The sequence below is a fragment of the Nostoc sp. PA-18-2419 genome, assembly GCF_005869855.1.
In the GTDB taxonomy this organism is placed as follows: Bacteria; Cyanobacteriota; Cyanobacteriia; order Cyanobacteriales; family Nostocaceae; genus Nostoc.
Genome location: NZ_SZNH01000034.1, coordinates 1 through 24,972 on the forward strand (window position 1 = coordinate 1; position 24,972 = coordinate 24,972).

The 24,972-nt window shown below is 39.0% G+C and carries 22 protein-coding genes; 13 read left to right on the forward strand and 9 right to left on the reverse strand.

Annotation, left to right across the window (positions count from 1 at the left end; translation table 11 throughout):
* Positions 1-447: transposase (locus FCR06_RS25685; RefSeq protein ID WP_138504792.1), on the forward strand; the 447-nt coding region annotated here is incomplete at its 5' end.
* Between the two features lie 2,917 nt (positions 448-3,364).
* Here the strand turns inward: FCR06_RS25685 and FCR06_RS33005 are convergent.
* Entirely contained in the window at positions 3,365-3,559 is a 195-nt protein-coding gene (locus FCR06_RS33005; RefSeq protein ID WP_189523581.1) for a hypothetical protein, read from the reverse strand.
* Between the two features lie 22 nt (positions 3,560-3,581).
* Between FCR06_RS33005 and FCR06_RS25690 the strand changes: the two genes are divergently transcribed.
* The 3 genes from FCR06_RS25690 to FCR06_RS25700 all read left to right on the forward strand — a co-directional run bounded on the left by FCR06_RS25690 (position 3,582) and on the right by FCR06_RS25700 (position 5,836).
* Complete coding sequence (locus tag FCR06_RS25690; RefSeq protein WP_138504794.1) at positions 3,582-4,451, forward strand: CmcJ/NvfI family oxidoreductase; 870 nt, start codon at positions 3,582-3,584, stop codon at positions 4,449-4,451.
* A 160-nt stretch (positions 4,452-4,611) separates the two neighbouring features.
* Positions 4,612-5,145 (forward strand): GNAT family N-acetyltransferase, encoded by a 534-nt coding sequence (locus FCR06_RS25695; RefSeq protein WP_138504796.1) that lies wholly within the window; start codon positions 4,612-4,614, stop codon positions 5,143-5,145.
* Entirely contained in the window at positions 5,126-5,836 is a 711-nt protein-coding gene (locus FCR06_RS25700) for an HAD family hydrolase (protein WP_138504798.1), read from the forward strand. Before FCR06_RS25695 ends, FCR06_RS25700 begins: the two co-directional genes overlap by 20 nt.
* Before the next feature lie 107 nt (positions 5,837-5,943).
* Here the strand turns inward: FCR06_RS25700 and FCR06_RS33855 are convergent, their stop codons facing one another.
* Positions 5,944-6,126 carry an amidase family protein gene (locus FCR06_RS33855; RefSeq protein WP_223280289.1) on the reverse strand — a complete coding sequence of 61 codons (183 nt, stop codon included), beginning with the start codon at positions 6,124-6,126 and terminating at the stop codon, positions 5,944-5,946.
* Positions 6,127-6,166: 40 nt separating this feature from the next.
* Complete coding sequence (locus FCR06_RS25710; RefSeq protein ID WP_223280290.1) at positions 6,167-6,781, reverse strand: arsinothricin resistance N-acetyltransferase ArsN1 family B; 615 nt, start codon at positions 6,779-6,781, stop codon at positions 6,167-6,169.
* A 191-nt stretch (positions 6,782-6,972) separates the two neighbouring features.
* Here FCR06_RS25710 and FCR06_RS25715 point away from each other — a divergent pair, with 191 nt between their 5' ends.
* Positions 6,973-7,863, forward strand: a complete 891-nt coding sequence (locus FCR06_RS25715) for an NAD(P)-dependent oxidoreductase (RefSeq protein WP_138504800.1) — start codon at positions 6,973-6,975, stop codon at positions 7,861-7,863.
* A 75-nt stretch (positions 7,864-7,938) separates the two neighbouring features.
* Here FCR06_RS25715 and FCR06_RS25720 read toward each other — a convergent pair whose 3' ends face one another.
* Entirely contained in the window at positions 7,939-9,378 is a 1,440-nt protein-coding gene (locus tag FCR06_RS25720) for an RtcB family protein (RefSeq protein WP_138504802.1), read from the reverse strand.
* A 349-nt stretch (positions 9,379-9,727) separates the two neighbouring features.
* Between FCR06_RS25720 and FCR06_RS25725 the strand changes: the two genes are divergently transcribed.
* The 3 genes from FCR06_RS25725 (at position 9,728) to FCR06_RS25735 (ending at position 12,727) form a co-directional block, all read left to right on the forward strand.
* Positions 9,728-9,922, forward strand: a complete 195-nt coding sequence (locus FCR06_RS25725) for a heavy-metal-associated domain-containing protein (RefSeq protein WP_138504804.1) — start codon at positions 9,728-9,730, stop codon at positions 9,920-9,922.
* 94 nt (positions 9,923-10,016) lie between these two features.
* Complete coding sequence (locus tag FCR06_RS25730; RefSeq protein WP_138504805.1) at positions 10,017-12,344, forward strand: heavy metal translocating P-type ATPase; 2,328 nt, start codon at positions 10,017-10,019, stop codon at positions 12,342-12,344.
* Between the two features lie 161 nt (positions 12,345-12,505).
* Positions 12,506-12,727 carry a hypothetical protein gene (locus FCR06_RS25735; RefSeq protein WP_138504807.1) on the forward strand — a complete coding sequence of 74 codons (222 nt, stop codon included), beginning with the start codon at positions 12,506-12,508 and terminating at the stop codon, positions 12,725-12,727.
* A gap of 141 nt (positions 12,728-12,868) precedes the next feature.
* On the opposite strand, the gene FCR06_RS25740 is transcribed toward FCR06_RS25735, so the two are convergent.
* Both FCR06_RS25740 and FCR06_RS25745 read right to left on the reverse strand, forming a co-directional pair.
* Complete coding sequence (locus FCR06_RS25740) at positions 12,869-13,300, reverse strand: nucleoside deaminase (RefSeq protein WP_138504809.1); 432 nt, start codon at positions 13,298-13,300, stop codon at positions 12,869-12,871.
* Between the two features lie 177 nt (positions 13,301-13,477).
* On the reverse strand, positions 13,478-14,029 hold the full coding sequence (locus tag FCR06_RS25745) for an NUDIX hydrolase (protein WP_138504811.1): 552 nt from the start codon (positions 14,027-14,029) through the stop codon (positions 13,478-13,480).
* A gap of 124 nt (positions 14,030-14,153) precedes the next feature.
* Here FCR06_RS25745 and FCR06_RS25750 point away from each other — a divergent pair, with 124 nt between their 5' ends.
* The 3 genes from FCR06_RS25750 to FCR06_RS25760 all read left to right on the forward strand — a co-directional run bounded on the left by FCR06_RS25750 (position 14,154) and on the right by FCR06_RS25760 (position 17,121).
* Positions 14,154-15,206 (forward strand): dipeptide epimerase, encoded by a 1,053-nt coding sequence (locus FCR06_RS25750; RefSeq protein WP_138504813.1) that lies wholly within the window; start codon positions 14,154-14,156, stop codon positions 15,204-15,206.
* Positions 15,190-16,236, forward strand: coding sequence for a DUF1611 domain-containing protein (locus tag FCR06_RS25755; protein WP_138504815.1), 1,047 nt, complete (start codon positions 15,190-15,192; stop codon positions 16,234-16,236). Before FCR06_RS25750 ends, FCR06_RS25755 begins: the two co-directional genes overlap by 17 nt.
* A gap of 480 nt (positions 16,237-16,716) precedes the next feature.
* Positions 16,717-17,121 carry a hypothetical protein gene (locus FCR06_RS25760; RefSeq protein ID WP_138504817.1) on the forward strand — a complete coding sequence of 135 codons (405 nt, stop codon included), beginning with the start codon at positions 16,717-16,719 and terminating at the stop codon, positions 17,119-17,121.
* A 996-nt stretch (positions 17,122-18,117) separates the two neighbouring features.
* Here FCR06_RS25760 and FCR06_RS25765 read toward each other — a convergent pair.
* Together FCR06_RS25765 and FCR06_RS25770 are read right to left on the reverse strand one after the other, a co-directional pair.
* Entirely contained in the window at positions 18,118-19,683 is a 1,566-nt protein-coding gene (locus FCR06_RS25765) for a metallophosphoesterase family protein (protein ID WP_138504819.1), read from the reverse strand.
* Positions 19,684-19,804: 121 nt separating this feature from the next.
* A complete protein-coding gene (locus FCR06_RS25770; protein ID WP_138504821.1) occupies positions 19,805-20,776 on the reverse strand; it encodes a YegS/Rv2252/BmrU family lipid kinase in 972 nt (323 codons plus the stop codon).
* 696 nt (positions 20,777-21,472) lie between these two features.
* Here FCR06_RS25770 and FCR06_RS25775 point away from each other — a divergent pair.
* Positions 21,473-22,117 (forward strand): sterol desaturase family protein, encoded by a 645-nt coding sequence (locus tag FCR06_RS25775; protein WP_223280291.1) that lies wholly within the window; start codon positions 21,473-21,475, stop codon positions 22,115-22,117.
* Positions 22,118-22,317: 200 nt separating this feature from the next.
* On the opposite strand, the gene crtR is transcribed toward FCR06_RS25775, so the two are convergent.
* Complete coding sequence (crtR, locus tag FCR06_RS25780) at positions 22,318-23,373, reverse strand: beta-carotene hydroxylase (RefSeq protein ID WP_138504825.1); 1,056 nt, start codon at positions 23,371-23,373, stop codon at positions 22,318-22,320.
* 1,155 nt (positions 23,374-24,528) lie between these two features.
* Between crtR and FCR06_RS25785 the strand changes: the two genes are divergently transcribed.
* A complete protein-coding gene (locus tag FCR06_RS25785) occupies positions 24,529-24,951 on the forward strand; it encodes a lysozyme inhibitor LprI family protein (protein WP_138504827.1) in 423 nt (140 codons plus the stop codon).
* The last annotated feature ends 21 nt before the right edge of the window (positions 24,952-24,972 follow it).

Genomic DNA, 24,972 nt, shown 5'->3' on the forward strand with positions numbered 1-24,972 from the left:
CGCGGCACTAGAGCGTATAATTTTAAACCATATTACCGGGGAGCAAAAATAAGTGTAATCGGAGGAATTAGCTTAAAGAAAGTGTTAGCCGTGATGACTTTAAACGGCTCAATGGATGGAGATGCATATAAAGTTTTTGTAGAACATTTTTTACTTCCGCAATTATGGGTTGGTGCAGTCGTTGTAATGGATAATCTACCTGCTCATAAAGTCGAAGAGATTAAGCTTTTGATTGAAGGAGTGGGAGCAAGTATTCTTTATCTATCTCCTTATTCTCCTGAATTCAATCCAATTGAACATTGGTGGTCACAATTAAAAGCTTTTCTGAAACAATTTTCTCCCAAGAGTTCATCTGTCGTTGATGGTTTAATTAAAATTGCGCTGAAACTAGTTGATCCAAAACATCTAAAAAATTGGTTTACTAATTGCTGCTACTGTACCTCATAAACCTCAAATATGCTGTAACTTATATTTACCTAAATATAATAAGCATAATTTAACTCCTGACTTACTTTAAACTAAAATACAATATTTTTAGATTTTTTAATGCGTATATAAATTTATTATTGTTTAATCAATATGTGAAAAAAGTTTCCTTTTAGTATTTATATTTTAAAAAAATATGTCTTAGGATGGTTAGATTTTGAATTATTTCATTTACATTATGCTCTATCATATTCCATAATTATTAGACACATCCTAAAGAAAGATGATTATAATTAAGACTAAGTTTAAATTAATTTTGGTGTGTCGAATAACTGCTTTCTATGGAGGTTTAGCGTTCAGCTAAGCCTTTTTTATTATTACTATAGTTTGGTTCAATACTTATATAAAATATTGGTATACTCTCTAAAGATAGATGTATTTATCAACAAAATTGACTAAATTCTGCTGATAGACTCTACTCTTACCTAAGGCTTGGTTAATAACCAAGCCTTTCTTGATTAACTTAACTTACTACAGTTATCCGCTTTGATTTGAAGGAACTTACTTGTAAAATTAGGCAATATAAAATCAGGAAAGTATTAGTTAACTCTTATCTAAAGCATAGCAATCCTATTTAAATAAAAAAATTGTATACATTAATTTTCCATAACCCTCTTGTAAGAGTGTCTTTTACTTGCCTATACAGATAAATAGATAAATCAAATCAAATTATTATAGATAACAACAGCTATAGTTTCTACCCTACTAATGGACTGGTATAATATGAATTATTACAGAATAAATAATAAAAAAATCACTAATATATAAATAATATTTTATTGTTTTTTATTATTTAAATCTATTGATTAATTATTGATATTAGACATTAAGTATAAGTAATTTATTAAAATTTAAAATAATTAAATATAAATCTTCATATTAAATATTTATTTATAAAATTTTATTTTAATATATATTAAGACAAATTACAGTTAAAAATAATTTAATATTATCAACAAATAAAATTGTCAAAATGCCTATATTTCTTCTTGCCTACATCCATTGTTAATTTCCAAGCTCAAATAGGATTACTATATCAAGCACGGGTATTAGATTAATAAAATATTTTTGATATCCATAACTTGTTAATTTTCCAACAGATTGGACTATTTTTGTAAACACACTATAGACAGATGAACTCGAATAAAAGTAATTCTAAATTAGCTAGGTATGGTAAACACTTGGTATATGTAAGGCGTGGCTTTTAGCCATGCCTTTTTCGTCACCAATACCGAAAAAGAGCAATAACAAGTTAGTAAAATATTTTCTTTATTGTCTCTAATTCTAATTTACTTGAAATAACAGATTAATATCAAGTTACAAAATATTTGACACCTTACTAAAGGAATATAAAAATTCATTCAAAACTACTAGTTAGTATTTTAAAATACTATCTATAAATAGACTATATCTCAAAAAGATGTATATATCATAGAGAGAGCAATTTTCGTATCATTCTAAAGGTAGTAGAAATAACTATTTTCCAGAGTTAATATTCAGCCTGTTAATGCCTGAAAAACGTGTATGTACCCTGGAATAATATCCAGGGTTTTTTTTCAAAATTGATATAAGCCAAACAGAGACTTTCAAATCTATCTGTTATAAATTCTGTTTATGCTTGGCATTGGTACAAGTATGTGTCTTATAGTAATCTGCTTTTATTTTTGAACTTATTTGTGTAGCGACGCAAGAGCCAGTCTGGTCATGGGATTTCATCCCATGAGTGTTTCAAAGCCTTTCAAGAGCAGGAGAGAGGAATTAAAGTGAGTTTTGGAGTGTATATCTTAACTTATCAAACATGCTCTTAGTACAAAGTTTTATAGATACTTTATACAAAATAGTTGATAGTCCTTTTTTGTACTTAAAATCCTTTAATAGTACATTTATATATACTTAAAATAAATAAGTTAATATTTTGACAAAATAATGAAATATCAAATTTTATGATATTTAAACACATCCTCTAGGATGATGATCTATCAACATCCTGGAACTAAATTAATTTAGTACGTTGTTAAGCACAGCAATTATTTAGGTTTGGTTTAGAGCCAAACCTTTTTTATTAATAAGCTAAAAGTGGTATACCAAATTTTCCAATATTTGGACACAGCCCATAGGAAGATGAACTAAAGTAAGAGTAAGTTTAAATTAATCTTGGTGTAGTAAATGCTTGGTATATATAGAGGCTKGGCTTAGCCAAGCCTTTTATTAGAACTTATTAAGTAGTTATCTATCAGTTTTTAGAATACTTGGACAGACTTTATAAAAAGATGAACTAAAACAACAGTAAGTCTAAATTAATCTGGGATGTCTTTTTAAGCACTAAATATATATAGATTTAGCTTAGCATTAGGCTAAGCCTTTTTCTGAAAAAGATTGCAAAATTATCATCAATATTATGCTTTTATTGCATCAGTGCCTATCTATCATAGCCTGACAGATGCGATTGTAGTATCAGGGAATAAAGATGGATACCCCTGGTGTTGATTTGACCGGGGGTTTTTATTTGCCTGTAAAGTGTAGCGAGCGCTGGCATTGTTGTCTGTGTACTCATTGTCCAGTTAAAAGTAAAGAGTGATCGCCTAGATTATCTATCAAAAGTAACTGGGAAAGACAACCCAGATGAGCGAAGAGTTTTTCCCCCTCTCCTTTGCCTCTTCACATGCCTAGTCTTTTTATCCTTTATATAACGATGCGTTTAATAATCAGAGTATAGTTAGATTAACTAATTATTAGCTTTCCATAAATTTAAACAATCGTATATTTGTTGTCTAAGGACTTGAATTTTACTGAGAGCTATGTAATAATCCTAAAATAAACACCTTAAAGTCGATAGATAAACAGTATTTTATAAGGGGAAAAGTATTATATAGCTAAGTTATTCACATCCTGGTGATTGGCGATCGCCTTTTAGCTTCAGTCGTAGTGTAACGACCTTTGGTAATAAATCCGCAACAGCCAAGCCCCGGATGATAGCCAAATTGTCCCAAGGTAGGAAGCTGCGGTGATGGTTGCCACTCATGGCTGGATGTATAACAGCGGTTTGCAACCTCAACAAACCAGAGGAATGCACAAAGTTACAAATGGTATGACTTATGAGCTTAAATAACCAAGTTCTAGACAGACCGATTTTTGAAGATTTGTCATCTGTAGAGGCTAACCTCAATTACCTGCTGCCAACTACAGACAAGCTTTTCAGCTACGCTTATGAACCACCATCAGGTGTTCTCCGTTCTAATGGCAGCTATCAGTCATACAAGCTGCCAATCTACAATGCTCGTTCGATCGCAGAGAATATCTCGTTAGCTCGAGAAGGTTTCGCATTTACTGAGCATCATACCAACGTGCGTAACTTTTACAATCAAGAGGAGATACGCCAAGTTTACTACCCAGAAGCGAAACAGTTATTAAAAGAAGTAACTGGTGCAACTGAGGTAGTGATATTCGATTGCACCTTGCGTAATGCCGCACTAATGAAGCAAGACATTAACAGTGGCATTAGGGAACCTGTGAAGCGTGTACATAATGACTTTACCGCTTCCAGCGGACATAGACGCCTCCGCAGGGAGTTGGCAGCACAGGGTATAGATAACATTGATAGTCTATTACAACAGCGGTTTGCGGTTATCAATGTTTGGCGAGGAATTGGCGACATAATTCAAGAATCACCATTAACACTATGTGATGCCCAAACTGTTGCACCAACAGATGTGGTAATTAATGACCTAATATACCGCGATCGCATTGGGGAAACCTACGCCGTCACTTACAACCCGAAGCATAAGTGGTACTACTTCCCGCAAATGCAAAGGAACGAAGCAGTATTAATCAAGTGTTTTGACTCCGCAGAGGACGGACGCGCCCGCTTTGCACTCCATACAGCATTTGAAGATCCMACCAGCCCAGTGAATGCACCTCCACGGGAAAGTATCGAGTTGCGGACATTCGTGTTCTATCCGGAATAATTAAGTACTACAAAATACTAAATTTTGAGTACTAAATATTGATAATCTCCCGCTAAAATGCAAACTATTTTAGCGGGAGATTCTTTGGTTACATCTTGAGCTGCTTTATAAACTGTGTAGCCAGCATCTAATACAGCGTTACTAGAAAGACTACAGGTGTATGAGAGTAGATAAATCGAACTTATGCCTATGTAAAACTGAGGAAGCTGACCTTGATTACATTGTGGCTGCTGAAAATGTTGATGAAAATCGCCAGTATATAATTCCTTGGTCACGCGAACAACATTTACAAGCTATCTTAAACTCTAATATTGCTCATCTGATTGTTAAAAAGGAAATAAGAGTAGGTTACGTTATCCTAGCAGGGTTGCTTGATTCCAATCAAACCATTGAATTTCGGAGAATTGTGATTACTGAAAAAGGAAAAGGTTATGGTAAAGCAACAGTTGAAATAGTTAAACAATTAGTATTCGAGACTTACAATGCTCATAGATTATGGCTGGATGTCAAAGTACAAAACAAACTTGCCCAAGCTGTGTATAAAAAATCAGGTTTTGTTGTAGAAGGAACGTTGCGTGAATGTTTGAAAGTAGATGGCAAGTATGATTCTTTAATTATTATGTCTATTTTGCAGCAAGAGCATCGGAACGAGTGTCTGAATTCAAGTGAATACGATGAAATTAGTAATGTTTGACATTGATGGCACTCTTACTGAGTCGAATAATCTGGACGATGAATCATATTTACAGGCCTTGTATGAGGTATTTGGTTTTTCGGAAGTATCGAGTGACTGGACATCATACACTTATGTAACAGATGCTTGCATTTTAAAGGAAGTTTGTCAAAGTAAACTTGGTCGTATTCCTTCATCTAGGGAAATTGAAGCATTTCAACAGCGTTTTTTAGAATTACTCGTTGATAATGCCCAAGCAAGCAGTGGAGTAAAAGCGATACCAGGTTCATCTAATATATTGAAAAAGCTACTTGTATCTTCTGACTATCAGGTAGCGTATGCTGGAGGAGGTTGGGCAGCATCAGCGATATTCAAGTTAAAATCTGCCAATCTTCCTGTTGATAATATTCCTTGTGCTTTCTCAGATGATGATGAGTCGCGTGAGGGGATAATGGCGATCGCCTTTTCTAGAGCTGAAATATATTACAATCAACTTTTCTCTGAAGTTGTTTATATTGGCGATGGTGTTTGGGATATTCGTTCGGCTTGCAAATCAGGATATTCATTCATTGGTATTGCTTCAAATAATCAAGCTAAAGCATTGTTCAATGAAGGGGCGACTAATGTTTTTCCCAACTATGATGACTACGAGAGTTTTTTACTCGCCTTAAAAAACGCTACAGGCATAACGAAAGTAGATACATTTTCATAAGCTTTAGCTGCTTACAATACTAGTAAATCTCTGTATTTAGCAGCAACAATTTGTATAGCTACCAAACCCTTTTTAGTAAAACCGCAAGGTACAGAAGCGGCGGCTTGTTATGTGAGATTAATAGGATAAGAAAAAGGCGACCAATCTCGCTGGGGATTATCAATATATGACTGGGGTCTGTTTTGCCCGATGGGAAAAGCAGTTATAGGTAATGTGGGAGTAATTAGCAAATCATAGTTTTCATGAAAGTGTTGCAAATATCTTTTGGCAGTAAAGGGTATACCATCCACTTCAGAATATTGAACGGCTTAAAACTTCCATTAGTTAAACTTACATCAGCAAAAGTCCACTCGTTAAAGCTTCATTCCACAGAGGTGATTTTTGTATTTCTACTACAGAAAGAGGTGGATTTACAAGTTGTATGGAACTATCGCTCTTACTACATTGCTCAGGCTGTAAAGATAATTGCCAGTAACCTACATCACGCCACTTACCAAGTTTAAACCCGACTCGATGAAAAACTCCTACAGGCACAAAACCAACAGCTTCATGTACAGCCACACTGGGTTGATTGGGTAAAGCGATCGCAGCTACAACGTTATAAAATCCTTGGAGTTGCAGTAACTTAAATAGCGCTGTATACAAGGCTTTGGCAACTCCTTTTCGGCGATGATTCTCAGCGACGTACACAGATGATTCTACAGACCATTGGTAAGCTGCACGGGTACGATAAGGATTAGCATAAGCGTAGCCTGCAAGTTCACCGTTAATTTCGCAAACTAGCCAAGGCATCTGCTGTTGATAGTTCTTAATCCGGTTTTGAAACTCCGTTTCGCTGGGTGGTTCTAATTCAAAGGAAATTGTGGTTTCCTGGACAATTGGTGCATAAATTAAGAGCATCTGTGATGCATCGTTTTCATCGGCTAGTCTGATTGTCAGCTTCACTGCAATAGCTTGCTTGCTAAGATGAATTTGTGATAACTTCGTATTTAGGGAAAGTACGGAAACTCAATCAGTTTACTGTATTTTGTCTGATAACTCAATCTTCCCACCCATGCTAAACAAAGAGTATTGAGTGCCCAGATAAACGAAGCACATCAGTACTCTTTGAGCAGGAATTTGGAATCAAGTTTGCCATGCAAATTCAAACTGTTGGTATTTTAAGTCCGGGCGACATGGGGCAGGCGATCGCTGCTGTACTCAATCAACATGGATTGAAGATGATTGCGGCATTGGATCACCGAAGCGATCGCACTCGACAATTAGCCGCCACAGCCAACATCCGAGATGTCGGTTCGCTCAAACAATTAGTGATTGAATCTGATGTAGTCCTGTCAGTGCTAGTTCCCGCGGCCGCGACACAAGCAGCTCAAGAAGTAGCTCAAGTAATAGGCAGCGTTGGTAAAAGCATTTTATATGTTGACGCCAATGCGATCGCACCCCAAAAGGTTAAAAACATTGCCCAAATAATTGAATCAAACGGCGGACAATTTGTCGATGCATCAATCATTGGCCCGCCTCCACGAGTTCCCAATCGCACCCGCATCTATGCATCCGGAAAACAGGCAATTCAACTCGAACAATTGCGAGAGTATGGATTAGATGTGCGGGTTATTGGCGATGAAATTGGTCAAGCTTCTGGGTTAAAAATGTGCTATGCAGCACTGACAAAAGGATTAACAGCGATCGGTACAGAATTGCTGATTGCAGCCCATCGCTTAGGTTTAGACCAAGAACTGTGGGCTGAAGTGTCCAGTAGCCAGTCAGAACTAGCAAAAATACTTACTCGCTCCTTGCCATCGATGACACCGAAAGCACATCGATGGGTGGGGGAAATGGAAGAGATTGCAGACACCTTTGAGGCCTTAGATTTGACAGAGCAGATTTTTCAAGGAGCAGCGGATGTTTATCGGTTAGTCAAAGAAACATCCTTGGGTAGGGAAACTCCGGAAGAGAGTGCTGGCGATCGGCCACTATCTGACATAATTACTACCCTTTCCCAAGAAACTTTAAAAATTGACGGTTGAGCTGATCCCACTTCTAAAAGGAGATGGGATTTCACGTTGATGGTTAACAGTCATCAGTCAACGTTTAACAAGGCTTTACGCTTTAAACGTTAACACCGGACTCAACCGCGCCACAACATCCACCATTCCTACCTCAACCTGAACATCAATTACAGACTGAATTGGTTTATAAGCTGCGGGTGCTTCTTCAATGCGGCGTTCTTGACGCAAGGTGATACAGTTTACTCCAGTTAATCCCAGTTGTGCCTCACTTTGGGATGCACCTCTGCGATTGAGATCGAAACGAGAACGAATTCTTCCCGCCCCATGTGAAGCAGAATCACAAAATACTGAATTGCCTCTACCCACCATTAGATAAGAATAAGCACCCATTGAACCAGGGATAATCACTGGTTGTCCTGCATAGGCCGGACAAGCGCCTTTACGTGTTACCCATCCTTTAGCAGAAGGTAAAGTGATGTTGTGGGGTAAGTCATAAACTAGAGGTGCTTCCACATCTTTGTATACTTCTCGCAAACGCAAACGCAGCAGTTCCGCTAACAGCAGGCGATTAACAAAGCCATAGTTAGCAGCTGTTGCCTCAGCTTGCAGGTAACTCGCTACTAGTTGAGGATGAGAAGAAGTAGAAAGAGGAAAAATTTGAGAATCTGGATATTTCAAACCTTTTTGCCAAGCCGCCTTAGCTTTATCGCGCCACATTCCCCCGATGTACTTACCCACATTCCGAGAACCAGAGTGAATCATAAAAGCCAACTGTCCCTCGCGTACTCCCCAAGCGTGGGCAAGCGTGCGATTTTCGACTTTATCAACTCGCTGCACTTCTACAAAATGATTGCCACCACCGATGGTTGCTAGTCCACCATCGCGCACTAATCCAGTATTGGGAACCAATTCTTCAGGTGCGAGTTTCCAGTCACCATCCATTGAACCACTTAAGAAGATAACATCGCTTTCTTCGGCAAGTTGTTGCAAATCAGACTTAATTACACTCCCTGTCGGTCTATCTAGCATGGCATCCAGCCAACCAGGAACTCCGTACTGAAATAAAGCTTGCATTGCCTGAGCAGTCATCGTTACATCACGCGTACCAAAGAAGTAATCCCCTTTCATCTGTTCTACGAATTGGTCACGCTTTGCGAGGAATTCCTCGATTGTCAAATCAGCAACATGCAGGCGCATTCCACAATTGATGTCAGAACCGACAGCACTAGGAATTACTTGACCGACAGTTTCTACGACTGAACCAATAGCAACCCCTGCATCACCAGGATGAAAATCAGGTGTAGCACAGGCACGACATACACATCCACCGGATGGGTGGCGAACGCTTGCCAAATTCGCTAACTGCTTGAGTGCCTTAGCTTCTACAGGGAAACCTTCCGGTAATAGTACTTCTGCTACAGGAGCATCAGGAGAATTAATTAGACGGACACAATAAGTCTGATTATTGTAACTTACATCCAAACCCTGCCGCCCTAAAGCACGCAGGAGACGTTTTAAATTTTTTGGCTGCATGAAAACTCCAAAATAGAGTCTTAAAAAAGACCCGTTGTTGTGAAGAGATAACAAGACTTGGGTTCAGCAGCCGCGTCTCATGTGGTGAGGAAGGTCGTTTTCCGAAAATTATGGGAAAAACAACAGATATATCACTTAATAGCACACATTTTTATATGATAACAAGTTTTTGTAGTGTGTTGTATTTTTGAAACTTTTAAAAATCTCTAGACTCTCCAGTCAGATGGAGAGTCTAGGATAAATTTAAGACGATTCTTCAGCCAGAAATCAGAAGTTTCTGAAGTGTAAGGTATACGTCCCAGTCATCCAGCTTGGCGTGGCGAGGTTGTTCATTTTATCCCGTAAATCTATGACTTTCCAACTCACAGTTCCCAACATGGCTTGTTCTGCTTGTGCAAGTACTATTACCAAAGCACTTCAGGCAGTCGATGCCAATGCTAGCATTCAAGCCGATCCAACAACCAAGCTTGTCAGCGTAGAAACTCAAGCATCAGAAATAGTGATTAAGGAAGCCTTAGCTGCTGCTGGCTATCCAGTCGCTTAGAGAGGATGGGGCAGATGGGCAGAGGAAAAACTGCTACAACTTCTGCCCATCTCCCTATTCCTCAATCTCCAGTCCCCAACTCCCAATCCTTAATATGGATACTCTCACACTCAAACTTCGAGGCATGAGTTGTGCTGCTTGTGCCAACAACGTGGAAAAGGCTATTCGCTCGGTTCCTGGAGTGATTGACTGTAACGTTAATTTTGGAGCAGAGCAAGCCGCCATCAAATACGATCGCTCTCTCACCAATCTAGAGAAAATCCAAGCGGCGATCGCCGTGGCTGGTTACTCCTCCGACTCACTCTCCGAAGAAATGCTGTCTCAAGAAGATGATGCGGAGACAGCAACTAGACAAGCAAAACAACGCGAACTATCCCAGAAAGTAATAGTAGGAGGTGTAATTAGCAGTTTCCTATTTTTGGGATCGCTACCCATGATGACTGGGGTGAATTTGCCTTTGATTCCCAGTTTCCTGGAGAATCCTTGGCTACAGCTGGTGCTGACAACACCGGTTGTGTTTTGGTGTGGTGGCTCTTTTTACCGCAATGGCTGGAAAGCTTTCAAGCGCCATACGGCGACAATGGATACGCTGATTGGTTTGGGTACAAGTGCAGCCTATCTATATTCTTTGTTTATTACTGTTTTCCCGGGATTTTTTATTGCTCAGGGCTTGATTGGTCATGTTTATTATGAAGTTGCCGCTATTGTCATTACCTTAATTTTGCTGGGGCGATTATTGGAAAACCGCGCCAAGGGACAAACTTCTGAAGCTATCCGCAAACTCATGGGACTCCAAGCCAAAGATGCCAGAGTCATCCGTAATGGTGTGGAAATCGATGTTCCCATCGCCGAAGTCAGAATCAACGATGTGATTTTGGTACGTCCTGGTGAAAAAATTCCAGTAGATGGCGAAATCATTGCAGGGGTTTCCACAGTAGATGAAGCGATGGTGACGGGTGAAAGTTTGGCTGTGAAAAAGCAACCAGGAGATGAGGTGATTGGGGCGACGATAAACGGTGCAGGTGCATTTCAATTTCGGGTGACACGAGTCGGAAAAGATACGTTTTTGGCTCAAATCGTCAAATTAGTGCAACAAGCACAAGGTTCTAAAGCACCAATTCAGCGCTTAGCAGATAGAGTCACGGGATGGTTTGTACCAGCTGTGATTGCCATTGCGATCGCCACTTTTGTGATTTGGTTTTACTTCACAGGCAACCTCACCCTAGCCACAATGACAACGGTAGGTGTATTGATTATTGCTTGTCCTTGTGCTTTGGGTTTAGCTACTCCTACTTCTGTAATGGTGGGAACCGGCAAAGGTGCAGAAAATGGCATCTTAATTAAGGGCGCAGACAGCTTAGAACTAGCACACAAAATCCAAACCATCGTTTTAGATAAAACTGGTACTTTAACTGTGGGTAAACCTACGGTTACAGATTTTGTCACTCTCAACGGTACAGCCAATGGTAATGAACTCAAGCTTTTACAGTTAGGAGCAACGGTAGAACGAAATTCTGAACATCCCTTAGCCTCAGCTGTTGTCAGATATGCCCAGTCTCAACAGGTGAGTTTAATAGAGGCTAAAAACTTTCAAGCAATTGCAGGTAGTGGCGTGCAAGCAGTTGTTAGCGATCGCTTGGTGCAAATCGGAACTCAACGCTGGTTGACTGAACTCGAAATTAACACTACGACTCTCCAGCAGTATAAAAATGCATGGGAAACTGCTGGCAAAACAGTGATTTTCATCGCCGTAGATGGCGAAATCCAAGCAGTAATGGGTATTGCCGATGCCCTCAAACCTTCATCCACAGCAGTAGTCAAAGCACTACAGAAGTTAGGTTTAGAAGTAGTCATGCTTACCGGGGATAATCAAAAAACAGCCCAAGCGATCGCCGAGCAAGTTGGCATCAAACGAGTATTTGCCGAAGTCCGTCCTGATGGAAAAGCGGCGATTATTCAATCTCTGCAAAAAGAGGGACTGGGGACTAGGAACTGGCGACTAGAAAAAATACTTCCTAGTACCCAATCCCCAGGACTCAATCCCCAATCGCTAGTAGCAATGGTAGGTGATGGCATCAATGATGCGCCAGCACTAGCACAGGCTGACGTGGGGATTGCCATCGGTACAGGAACAGATGTGGCGATCGCTGCTAGCGATATCACTCTCATTTCTGGGGATTTAGAAGGAATTGTAACGGCTATTCAACTTAGTCGTGCGACTATCAATAACATCAAGCAAAACCTATTTTTTGCTTTTATTTACAACATTATTGGTATTCCTATTGCTGCTGGAATTCTCTTCCCAATTTTTGGTTGGTTACTCAATCCCATTATTGCCGGAGCCGCGATGGCGCTTTCTTCACTTTCTGTTGTTAGCAATGCCCTAAGATTGCGTAACTTTCAACCAAAAGCTATCTCATAAATTCCAAGACAAACTATCTGATTTTCGATGTAAAAGAGAATGAAGATTGGGTTTAAAACTCCAAAATTATGTTTGAGACTTAACTTCTCTCAAATTTGGGAATGCTTACCCCCTCTCCAGTTCTTAATACCCAATCCCCAGTCCCTTTTTGGTATTAGCAAATGTTCAGCAAAAAAATGCTTTGGGGAAATCTGGCTGGTTTATTCCTGCTGACTGGAACATCAGCCGTAACCTTAGCAGAAATGCCAGTTCATTCAGAGCAAAGTAGCCAATTTCAGCACATAGAGCAACCTTTGGGCTTAAAAGTTGGCGTGGCGATCGCTGGTTTAGCTTTAATTGGGTTAGAGTTGTGGTGGTTTCTTCTCTATGTAGCCGATGAATAAGTAATACCAATTTGAAAAATAATTATGACAGATAGCTCGTAAAAGCAATTATCATTAACTCTTTCTCTTTGAGAGGCTAGACTAAGACAATCCAAAATCAAAATTGGTATAAGTTGAGCTAAATTTTCCAGTTATTCAACTTCACTTGCCGATATCTTCGTTCCAAAGTTCGGGGTTAGTTTCAATAAACTCATTCATTATTTGTTCGCATTCTTCAAGATTGAGATCGATTACTTCTACACCGTGAGATATCATAAAGTCTTTGGCACCAGGAAAAGTTTTGGATTCTCCAGCAATAACTTTTTTAATGCCAAATTGTACCACTGCCCCAGCGCATAAATAGCACGGCATTAAAGTTGAATATAGTGTTGTACCTCTATAGTTGCCAACTCTCCCAGCATTGCGGAGACAATCAATTTCGGCATGGGTGACAGGATCGCCATCTTGTACGCGTTTATTGTGTCCTTTGCCAAGAATTTTCCCATCCTTGACAAGAACCGAACCGATAGGAATTCCACCTTCTTGTCTGCCTTGTTTTGCTTGTTGAATTGCAGCCTGTATAAATTCATCCATTTTTTTATTCTCCTTAATATGTCAAAACAACTCGTATTAATAGATCGTGATGGTGGTATAGATGATTATTTAGCAACTATGCTCCTGTTGACAATGGATTTATCGATGCCAGATGGCGCAAAGTTTAAATCTGCTTAAAGGATTCTTCTTACTAAATTTAAAAAAGTCTATTGATTACTAATAAATTATAAATTTTAAACCTAAAAAGAGGGCGGCTACAGTTCCCGCTACAGAAATTTCTCCTTGAATAATTTTCTGTAAAACTGATTCTACGGGAATTAATACAATTTCAATTTCTTCTGTAATATCAAGTTTTTGTTMTCTAACCTTTATCACATTTTCTGCTAAAAATAAATGTATTTGATTAGTATCTTTGCTTGGCTTATCGTATAAAGTTCCTATTTTTTTAAATTCTTGGGAAATATAACCAGTTTCTTCTGTAAGTTCTCTGATTGCTGCTACTTCAGCACTCTCTTCTGTAGAATCGAAATTTCCTGCTGGCAGTTCCAAGAAAAAATCACCGACGGCGTGTCTGTATTGCTGAACAAAAATAATTTCTCTGCTACTAGTTATAGGTAAAACCATTGCAACGTCAGGTCTAATACTGACAAAATAATCATCAATAATTTTCCCATTGGGCAATTCTATTTCATCTTGTCTGACCTGACACCAATAATCATCTAAAACCATTTTTGATTTCAAAGTTTTCCATTTTTTTAAGTTGCTCATAAATTAAGTAACAAATAAAATAACCAGTCAACTAGTGAATGTAAAAAAGTATAACAGATACCTCCGATAGTCTAAATTTTGAAATTACACTGGCTTTTGCAATAACATAATATGCTCTAGATTTATGCAAATACATATAAATTTATTTACAGTTAATAAGAGATTTCCATTGACTATTAGTAGAGGTACTACGGCACAGACAACAAATGTCTGGGTGAGAATTTCAGAAGATGGAATCGAAGGCTGGGGGGAAGCGTCACCCTTCGGTGTGGGTAATCATCGACAATCAACTGATACAATCAAAGACGCATTACAGCAAGTTATACCACTGTTACAAGCATTCAGTCCCTTACAACGCCAGCAAATTGAGCAAGTGTTAACCCAAAACCAGGTTCCTTCTGCTGTGAAAGCAGCCTTGGATATGGCAATGCACGACTGGCTTGGTAAACGGGTAGGGTTACCGTTATGGCAAATTTGGGGACTAAATCGCCACGCTATTGTACCGACTTCTGTGACAATCGGGATTAATTCACCAGAAGGGGCGATCGCCAGGGCAAAAGACTGGTTAAACTTTACAGATGTGCGTGTTTTCAAAGTCAAGCTAGGTAATCCAGATGGCATAGAAGCAGACCGAAAAATGCTCTTAGCAGTCCAAAAAGTAGCACCAAAAGTAGAATTTTTTGTTGATGCTAACGGTGGGTGGACTTTAGCAGATGCGATCGCCATGTGCAATTGGTTGGCTGATTTAGGTATAAAATATGTAGAACAGCCATTGCCACGGGGGCAGGAAATAAGTTTAGCAAAACTCAAGCAAAATTCTCCTCTGCCCATCTTTGTCGATGAAAGTTGCTTTACAAGTTCTGATATTCCGGATTTAGCAAACTACGTGGATGGTATTAATATCAAACTGATGAAATCAGGGGGACTAACCGAGGCAATGCGAATGGTAGATGTAGCCCGGGCCTATAAGTTACAAGTAATGTTCGGTTGCTATTCTGACAGCTCGTTAGCCAATACAGCAGCAGCACAGCTAGCACCACTAGCTGATTATTTAGATTTAGACAGTCACCTTAACTTAATTGATGACCCCTTTACAGGTGCATTGATCGAACAAGGGAGAGTTTTGCCAAACGAATTACCAGGTTTGGGGGTACAACACAGTGCGTCTGGGACTTAATCAACGAATAGCTATTTTACTTCATGAGGGAATTAGCGGGACTGATGGTAAAACAGGGCTAGCAATTTTACGTTATAGTCAAGCCCCAATCGTCGCAGTTATTGATCGCGACTCTACTGGCAAATCCCTACCAGAATTAACCGGTATCAAGCGTGAAGTGCCAATTGTAGCATCACTAGCCGCAGCCTTGGAGTATAAGCCGGAAGTCTTGTTAATAGGTATAGCCCCAGGAGGTGGCATCGTACCAGATGATTACTGGCTGGAAATTAAAGACGCTCTACAAGCTGGAATGTCCTTAGTGAATGGTTTACACACACCGATGGCAAATATGCCAGAGTTAAATGCACTCCTCAAACCAGGGCAACTAATTTGGGATGTGCGCAAAGAACCGTCTAATATAAATATTGCTAGTGGAATGGCACGCACCCTGCCGTGTCGGCGGGTATTGACTGTGGGAACCGATATGGCGATCGGTAAAATGTCAACTAGCCTAGAGTTACATTGGGCGGCAAAACTGCGCGGATGGAATTCTAAATTCTTAGCCACAGGTCAAACTGGTGTGATGTTAGAAGGCGACGGTGTGCCTTTGGATGCCGTACGGGTGGACTTTGCTGCTGGTGCTGTGGAACAGATGGTGATGCGCTATGGCAAAAACTACGATATTCTGCACATTGAAGGACAAGGTTCGCTGCTACATCCTGGTTCCACAGCAACCCTACCTTTAATCCGCGGTTCCCAACCAACCCAACTGCTATTGGTACACCGAGCCGGACAAGTTCATATACGTAAACATCCACATGTAGTAATTCCACCTTTACGTAAAGTGATCCAGTTGTATGAAACTGTCGCCAGTGCTGGTGGTGCTTTTGCAAGTGTACCTGTAGTGGGTATAGCACTAAATACAGCCCATCTAGATGAATTTGCGGCTCATGAAGCGATCGCTCAAATCGCAGTAGAAACTGGGCTACCTTGTACCGATGTTGTCCGCTTTGATGCTAATGTGCTATTGGATGCAGTAATGAATAATTAGCTGCATAGAATCTGTTAAGAAAATTTTAGCCATTTTCATAATCCAAAATGAAAATGACTATAAATTATTATTGATTACAAAAAGCATTTTGTTCACTTACTACACCTTCTAGAAGTAGCTATCAACTAGGCAGGGGTTGATTTATAGAATCGTTGATAGTTATATCCTCGCTTGACTTTTAAAATAGTTGCTACAAATCTATCTCCGTACCTCATTCAAATGAAAACCGCTACAAATTTAAAAAAAATGCCATCGCTTAACGAAAAAGTAGTGTTAGCTAAAATGTTTATTTTATTTAATCTATGTAAATTCAAATTATTGAATTAGCTTTAATATTAATGTTTTAAATACATCTAAAGATAGAGAAAAATATATCTATTGAAACTTAAATCACTTCTCAAGATAGTAGATTGTAAATCAAAACCAGCCTACTCTAGTTCTCGAAGTTATTCAATACATTTTTTAACGAGGACATTATTTATGGCTGAAGCAGCTAAAAAAGGTATAGATTCATCCGAACGCGCAGAAGAAGATACATACGATCGCGGTATTATCCCCGCTGAAACAGCTGCTCGCAAAGAAAGAGAAGGAGATAAGTTTAAAACAATTCCTACAGAAGAAAGAGAAGCAAGTGCACCTACTGATGACCAAACCGATCCGGAAAGTATACGTACTACTGACGGTTACACTGTAGACAAAGAGGGTTTATTAAATAACTATGCAGTTGAACCTGAAATGTACTACGAGACACCGGGTGATGCACGCCAAGAAGCAGCAGAAGATACAGCAGAACGTATTGAAGAACTTGGAGAAGTTAACCAAGATGAAGATGGCAAGTTGACAGAAAAAGGTGACCAGCGCGGTAGAGGGCCAGGAGCAATTTAATAAAATCAGTGAACAAAAAACAGGCGTATGGTGTGGTATTACTCCACACCAACGTTTACCACCGACTTTTGTGTGGAATTTTGAGTTGAGGGACAAGATTGACAACTAATAACTGATAAAAGTTAAAAACCTTATTCTTCCTGGGTACAATTACACGTAATAAAGGCTAACGAGAAAGTTTGTAGAGACGTAATGGTTGCGTCTCTGTTTTTGTGGTTAAATTAATCAGTAGCTCTACAACAATATTTATTATTGCTTAAATCTAAACAATAAGTTTTCAACTGCATATAATCTTAGTTAATCTCGACTTATCTTTGGCAGATTTTTTAGCTTTTGATACATTGGGTTTGGAATAATTTATGGCGACCTATGTCAGAAAAAAACCTTTAGTTATCATTAAAGAAGATAATATACTCCCACGTTTAGCAATTCTCACGACTATTCAAGCAGGTTGGCATGGAATCTCACTTGCATACTACGTCTTAAACTGCTTGTGCATTTCCTGAAGTTTCCACTCCCTAATGGCACTCTCCAATTATTTTCACTCATGGAGCGCGGGTAATTCATGCCGAACGGAAAATGGATGGACGCAGCAGGGCGAACGCATCTAAATTATACTTTTCACCACTGAGGTTAAGAATCAACGAAAAAATCAGCATTTATCGTTTGATTTATTTTCTAAACCTCAATGCGATCACTAAAATCTTCGTCAAGAAGCAGGGATTAATGAGATTCTTTTTCAGTCTATTGAGAATATAACAGTTTTATTGACATGAGGCGGCCGCCCTGATGGACGCAGACATCGTGATGCTGTACTTCGAGGCGATAATTTACAAGTTTTATCTTAATTAATCTGAGGTTAAAAAGTAGCAGATATTTTCCTCATCCTGGGAAGTATTGATATTGTGATGGAATCTGTAGAATGAGGAATGTGGAAAGCAGAGAGCCGTAGCATCTCCGGCTCTGCTCAACAGTCAACAGTCAACAGTCAACACTTCAATGTCCCGTTCCTGAAACAATCAACGGTTCAAGTTCGCTATTATGCCATTGTCGTTGATACCATTCGGCAACCAAAGGACGAACAATAAACTTGGGATGATCTTTGCCTTTGACATCAATGCGTAAACCTGAATAAGGCCGTCGTTTCTGAGAATGGTAACCATTGCGACCGATAAACAAATGCGATCGCGCTACTAATCTATTCTCTTCCATCAAATCTGCTCCTTCAATTCGCTGGCGTCGCAGACTAAACCCACTACCACCACAAACAAGCCAGTGGATATGAGAATCACCGTGCCCTGTATCCGTTGTTTGCAGATGTTCTAAACAGTGGGCGTGTCCATTCAATACCAAATCAATCAAAGGACGCCCCTGATTGAGAGAACCTATTTGTTCAGCTACTCCATCGAGAACATCACGTAGGTGGTTACGAATTGTCAAAGTTTGTGCCTGCTGCCACTTCGTCGCCTCAGTCACATAAGGAGGATGGTGGAAATAAACCACCCGTCCTCGAACTTCGTCAGTGTTCCAAGATTCAATTAATCTCTGCTTGAGCCAATCGAGTTGTTCAATATCAGTCTGGGTTGGTCGGTCTGTGGCCAGTTGCTTCTCAATATCAACAATAATTTCTTCAATTTGCGACAGTTTGGCTTGGAAGTCCTCTAACTCATCGACTTCGATGGGGTTTTCGGGATTGAGCTTAGTTGAGGTTTCCATGATTTGCAGCTTTTCTTGCTCTAAATCCTGACGGCGTTTTTCTAGGATTTGGCGGTCGGCTTCACCTTGCCTTGTTTTTGGTAGGGGTGGTGGATCGTTAAATGTATTAGAATCCAAGGCAAAAAAGTCAATACCGCCATAGCGAAAAGTATAGTAGCGATTAGGAAGACGGGTGAAGTGCCCTGGTTTATAGCAAAGACAACGACCTGTGTCTGTCTTGGCAGTGTAGTAGCGATTTAAATGCTCGTCTAACTCTCCTGGAAGCCGCAACGCTTTGAGATAGTCTAAAAACGCCCGTGCATAGGCGTCACCTGTATCTGAGCCATGCAAACCTACATCTAAATCTAACCGCGATCGCAACAACTTACGAATGGGTAATGTTGTCACAGACACTAAGCCTAAGAAAATCGGCAGATCGTAATAATCATGATTTCCCAGCACAGGTAAAATCGGCAGCTTAAAAACCATCTGGTCATAAGCAATTTGTCTGGGATGCTCACCACCCAAGAGAAACTCTCGGTAAGGCTCTATGAAGTTCTGCTGGTAGTACTCACTCGACCCCACTAAATAGATTACATCCCCCGTATGTAGCATAAAACGACATTCATTGTGATGGGGCAGCATCAGTTCGGCCACTTGTCGCTGGGGATTCTGTCCCCCATGCCTTCCAGAACCACTATCACCTACAACTAAAAACGAAAACTCTGAATCGTCTGCTTGGCCATCATCTAGCACTAATCGAGTTTGGTCGATGCTGCGTTCTACAATCAACGGGTCTTGCCATCGTACCCGCTGATTCATTTTGCGAATTTTTTTAGCAATAGGTGGATCGGATACTAGTTTCAATGCAATCTAACTCCTGAATCTTCAATTGTAAGGGAGTGGGGAGATGAGCAGGTGAGGAGGTGGAAAGGAGAAGAACTCCTCACTGCACAGTCAACAGTTAACATTCCCAATGCCATAACCCTCACTCTTCAACTGGATTTTTCATCTCAATAATCAAGTTGGGGAGTCCTTCTAGTTTTTCTGTTGGCTCTACTTCTTCTACTAGTGGCACAAAGATTTTTAAGCCTGCTTGTACACACTTAACTTCTATCGGTGTTGTGCCGATGATTTCGCCATCCAAAACAACTTTTTGTGGTGGGTCTGTAGTAATTTTAAATTGTTTGGATCGCAGGTAACCAATGTCATTGCGTTCTGCTGCGTTGCCTGTAGAAGCTGTTTGAAATAGATGAAATGTAGCAGCGATCGCTCCAGCTTTGGTAGTTGGAGCTACAATCGTTAAATCTAGTAGCCCGTCATCAAAAATGATCCCTGCTGGCCCCTGTGCCAAAACTGAAGTGGCAGGTGCGGCATTTGCCACCGTTACTGCACAAGCGCTAGTTTTGATTATTCTGTCTTCGGTTTCAATTTCAACATCAAAGTTTTTTAAGTTTCTCAGTTGCTGAATTCCTGCGAGGACGTAAGCCATCATTCCAAAACGATTTTTGGCTTCTCTGTCTGCGAGTTCTATAGTTTCAGCTTCAAAGCCAACGCCTACTAGTAATACCATTGGAAGATTGTTGCAATAGGCTACATCTACATTGCGAGTTCCTCCCTGCAAAATTGTCTGACATGCAGCTGCGATCGTGTCAGGAATTCCTAAAGCTGTAGCAAAAGCGTTTGCCGTACCTCGGGAAATTATACCGAATGGAATATTACTACCCACTATTGCAGCGGCCGCTGCGGAGAGGGTGCCATCTCCCCCGGAAGCAATAATCGCATCTACCCCTCGCTCTACTGCTGCATACGCCAAGGCGTCGGCACCAATTTCTTCAGTTGTTAGATAAATATCTAAATCGATTTCAGGCTCTAATATTGCTCGAATTTCTGCCAGTTCTAATTCTGGGTCACCCTGACCCGCTACTGGATTGAATATGAGGCAGGCGGAACGATTCATATAAAATTATAATTTAGCTTGGATCGCTAGAGATATCAAATTATTTTTACCATTTTTATCAGATATCGGCTTCCTTCTAGTGGCTTGGTTACACTCAGCCCAAAACCGTTTTCGAGCAAATTTAACTGTCTTAACTAACTTAAAAAATGCACTAGGGAATGGAAAGTAGGGTTATAAACCTTTTTCGTGTTTTAGACTATAAAATTTTCCTATGATTTAGTAGCTAAAAATAGGGAGTGAGGAGTTAGCAGTAAGGTAATTTTTTTATCGTTGGTTGTACAATTTTCTGGTTATTGACTGTCTTAACTGTATTGTAATTATTTCAACAGACTTTTTAACTATCTGTTAACAGCCTTATATGTCCTTGCTTTTTCTTTGAAATACTGAGATTATTAAATGTGAATTCCTTAATACAGCATAATTGATTAATCCAGGAGCAAAGCAAAGGCGCTCTGCCAAGGCGTCATAATTCACAAGTCAAACAGGTTTGACGCTAAGTTACCAGACTTAGGTTGTGTACTTCACTGATTTGAAATTTGCTGTATAATCAGCACTTTCATTTCACTAAATTAATATTGGGGATGGGTCTGATTGACGAGTCACTCATTTTGGTATTACTGCTTTTTTTTCTTCGTTATCACTCTTGCTCGATATTTTCTGATAGCTGGAGGAGCATACTTGCTCTTTTATTCAGTTATGGGAAAGTCTCTCGCGAACAAGAGTTTGCGTTTGAAACCGTTGATGAATTCTTCTATTAGAAAAGATATTGAATTATCGATACTCTCCGCAGTGGTTTTTGGTATTTGTGGAGCGTTTATTATTTCAGAGTATACTTCGGGGGCAACGCTATTATAMACTGATTTATATCAGTACGGATTGTGGTATTTGATAGCTAGCTTTGGTTTGGTGTTAATTCTTCAGGATACATACTTTTACTTTATCCATCGGATGTTTCACCACCATCTAATTTTTAAATGGATGCATTATGGACACCACCGTTCCGGAGAACCAACGCCCTGGAGTTCTTCTGCATTTGATTTGCCAGAGGCAATTGTACAAGCACTTTTTTTTGTAGGTGTGAGCTTTATAGTTCCATTGCATTTTATTACCTTAATTGTCGCACTCATAACTATGACAGTATGGGCTGTGTTTACCCATCTCGGATTTGAAGTATTTCCTACTTCATACAAGAGCCATTGGATTGGAAAGTGGCTGATTGGTTCTATGCATCATTCAATACATCATCGCAAATATAAAGTACACTACGGTTTGTATTTTACGTTCTGGGACAAGCTGCTTGCTACTGAAGACCCTAGTTATTTAAATCAAACTGATACATAAGGGAACTCGAAGAAATAAATTATCCCGTTTGAAGTTTATGACTGATGACTGTTTACTGCCAACAACGGGATATTTTTTTATTTTTAGTCCCTGATAAAGTACAGCTTATATCAAGTTCGGATAATTACTTATTATTAAAATCTCTTGGTGTCAGAGCGTCAGTCTTAATGATAAGTCTTCAAACGAACATGATATTATTATCAATTGCGTAATTTTTCTTTATTTTTTGTTGTTTGATGGTCAAATCGAATTCCTACAAAAATATCATAAATAAACTCTAAAAAGTCTTTCTTTTGTAATAATCCTGAAGTTTGATAACAGCCTTTTTCATCTAACAGAGGCTTCATCAAATAGTATGTAGACTGATATTTATACCAAGGAATACAAGTCCATAAATGATGAATTAGGTGGTAGTTCTGTCCTAAAATCAAGATATTAAGAATTGGACTAGGATATACACGAGCATTTTTCCAGCGATCGCGTTCTCTAAAAGGACGATGGGGCAAATAGTCAAAAAAGAAACCCAGTACTATTCCTACTATCCCAGAAGGTACAACCCAAAAATTGAGAACATACATTAAAAAATGATATTGAATTGCTATATAAAAAATTGCAACGACAATTAAACGGCTAATAAACCATTCCCATAGCTCATATTTCCGCCACAATCGTCGTTGAAAGAAAAATATTTCATGGTACAAAAACCGAAACGCAATTAGCCACAACGGCCCACCTGTAGAAACATAATGATCTGGGTCATCTTTAGGATGGTTTACACGAGCATGATGCTGCAAATGCACTCGGGTAAACACTGGAAAAACAAACCCTAGCATCAAGGCACTACCATGTCCTAACATGGCATTAATTATCCGATTGCGGTGGGCAGATTGATGACAAGCATCATGAATTACTGTCCCCGCGCAATGCAAGGCAATAGTATTAATGCTAAAGCACAACCAGTGCGGCCATTGCCAAAGCCAGTAACCAAAGTTAGATAACACCAATATTGCCACAGATGCTAAAAATAGCACTAAAGTGGGATTGAAATCACCAGGAGGCGCTAAAAGTTCCTTAGGCGGGACTTTTAAGAGCTTGTGAGTTTTAGAGGTGAGCGTTTCTAATTCTGTATTTGCTACGTCTTCTAAGCTGACTTCTAAGTTATTGCCATTTAGCTTTTTATAGTCATCAACGGCTGGGTCAATGATGATTAGGCTTTCGGCTGGAATGTCAAAAAAATTAGGATCTAAAGAGGTCATAATTTTTTACTGGTCGCGGTTCCTTGATAAAATGAGCTTGAAATCCCTTTATTGAGCCAGCACAGAATAGATTTCTTGCTCTGATTAGAGAGATGAAACCCTGAAAATCTAGCCGATACTGTTCTTAATGATTATGTAGGGACTGTAACAGGTGTACTGTAGAAAATATACTACACACACCAACGAAAAATTGGATTTTCGTTTTGAGGTTGGTTCTGTTACTAATGATGTCAATAGCAACGATACACACATTTTGGTTTGATATCGATATTTACCGATTCACCAAAATAATGCTTTTTTCCACGTGCGGAACTTGTGTTTTCTTATTGCTTTTGTAAAAAACAATTTTCAACAATATAAACAATACAGTTTTTTGATTACTTAAGGCAAGACTTTGGTAGTAATTTTATATAATGGGAATATTTTCGAGAGAAGTATTATATTTCTTATAAAAATTTATATGTTATTTATTTATAATGTTTAAATTTTTGATGATAATTTTTAATTTTGAGATTTTATTTAAGCACTAGCTTGCATTCAATCCCTTTAAATGAAATTGATATCAAAAAGCGAATATTCGGAATTGTTTAAATTTTCAAATACTTAAATTTATATTTAAATAAGTAAATCAGGTCTGTCATCAGAGTAAAGAGTAGCGAATAGAGAATGAGGTATTTTCATTGTGATTTGTCGATTATAGTTACTTGATATCTCTTGCAAAAGTAATTTTTGCACATTTGTACGTAAAGGGCAAAGAAAAATTTTCTCCTTGCTGACTTTTACAATAAGTATTATAAATAAGCGCAGCTAACCGTACACTTTCGATTCGCTAAAACTTACCCAGGCTTTATATCCTTGTCTACAGGAGATTCGCACACAGACGGCATTTTTCTAGCTCTGACTGAGACTTCTAGTCCTTTATGTTTGCCGAATTAAGATTCTTGACTTAATAACTAATTTATGCTGCTTGCTAGGCTAAAGTCGTGGTGAAAACTTACCCAGTATCCAAACCAACCATACTCTGAATTATCAGATTTAAAGATTTCAAGGGCTTTTATTCGACCTTGATTTGTTCGTGGTTTGGTGGGATTAGATGTTCGACCGATTGAAAGATGGCTAAAATTGCTAAAATAATTAATGTACTAGGTAAAATTAATGTACTATTTCTTGCCTTTATTAGTAAATATACTAATTCTTAACAGTTTATACATTCCTACTGCAACAAAAGCAAGTACAACGCCGAATTTACCAAAATTACATTTAGCTCAAAAGCTAAACTGCAATAATGCTCAAACTCAAGTAGCAATTAATGAATGCAGTAGGTTATCTTATCAAAATGCTGATAAAAAATTGAATACAGTTTATCAACAACTGCTGCCTAAGTTAGAGAGAAATAGAAAACAAAAATTGATTGCTGCACAACAAGCATGGATTAAGTTTCGAGATAGCAGTTGTGAGTTTGAGGAAAGCCAATATGAGGGTGGGACTATAGCCCCGACAATTTACTTTGGTTGCTTAGAAAATACTACAAAAGAGCGTACCCAACAATTACAGCAGTATCTTAAATCTGACCTTTAACGTCTAGCAATTCTAAACCAG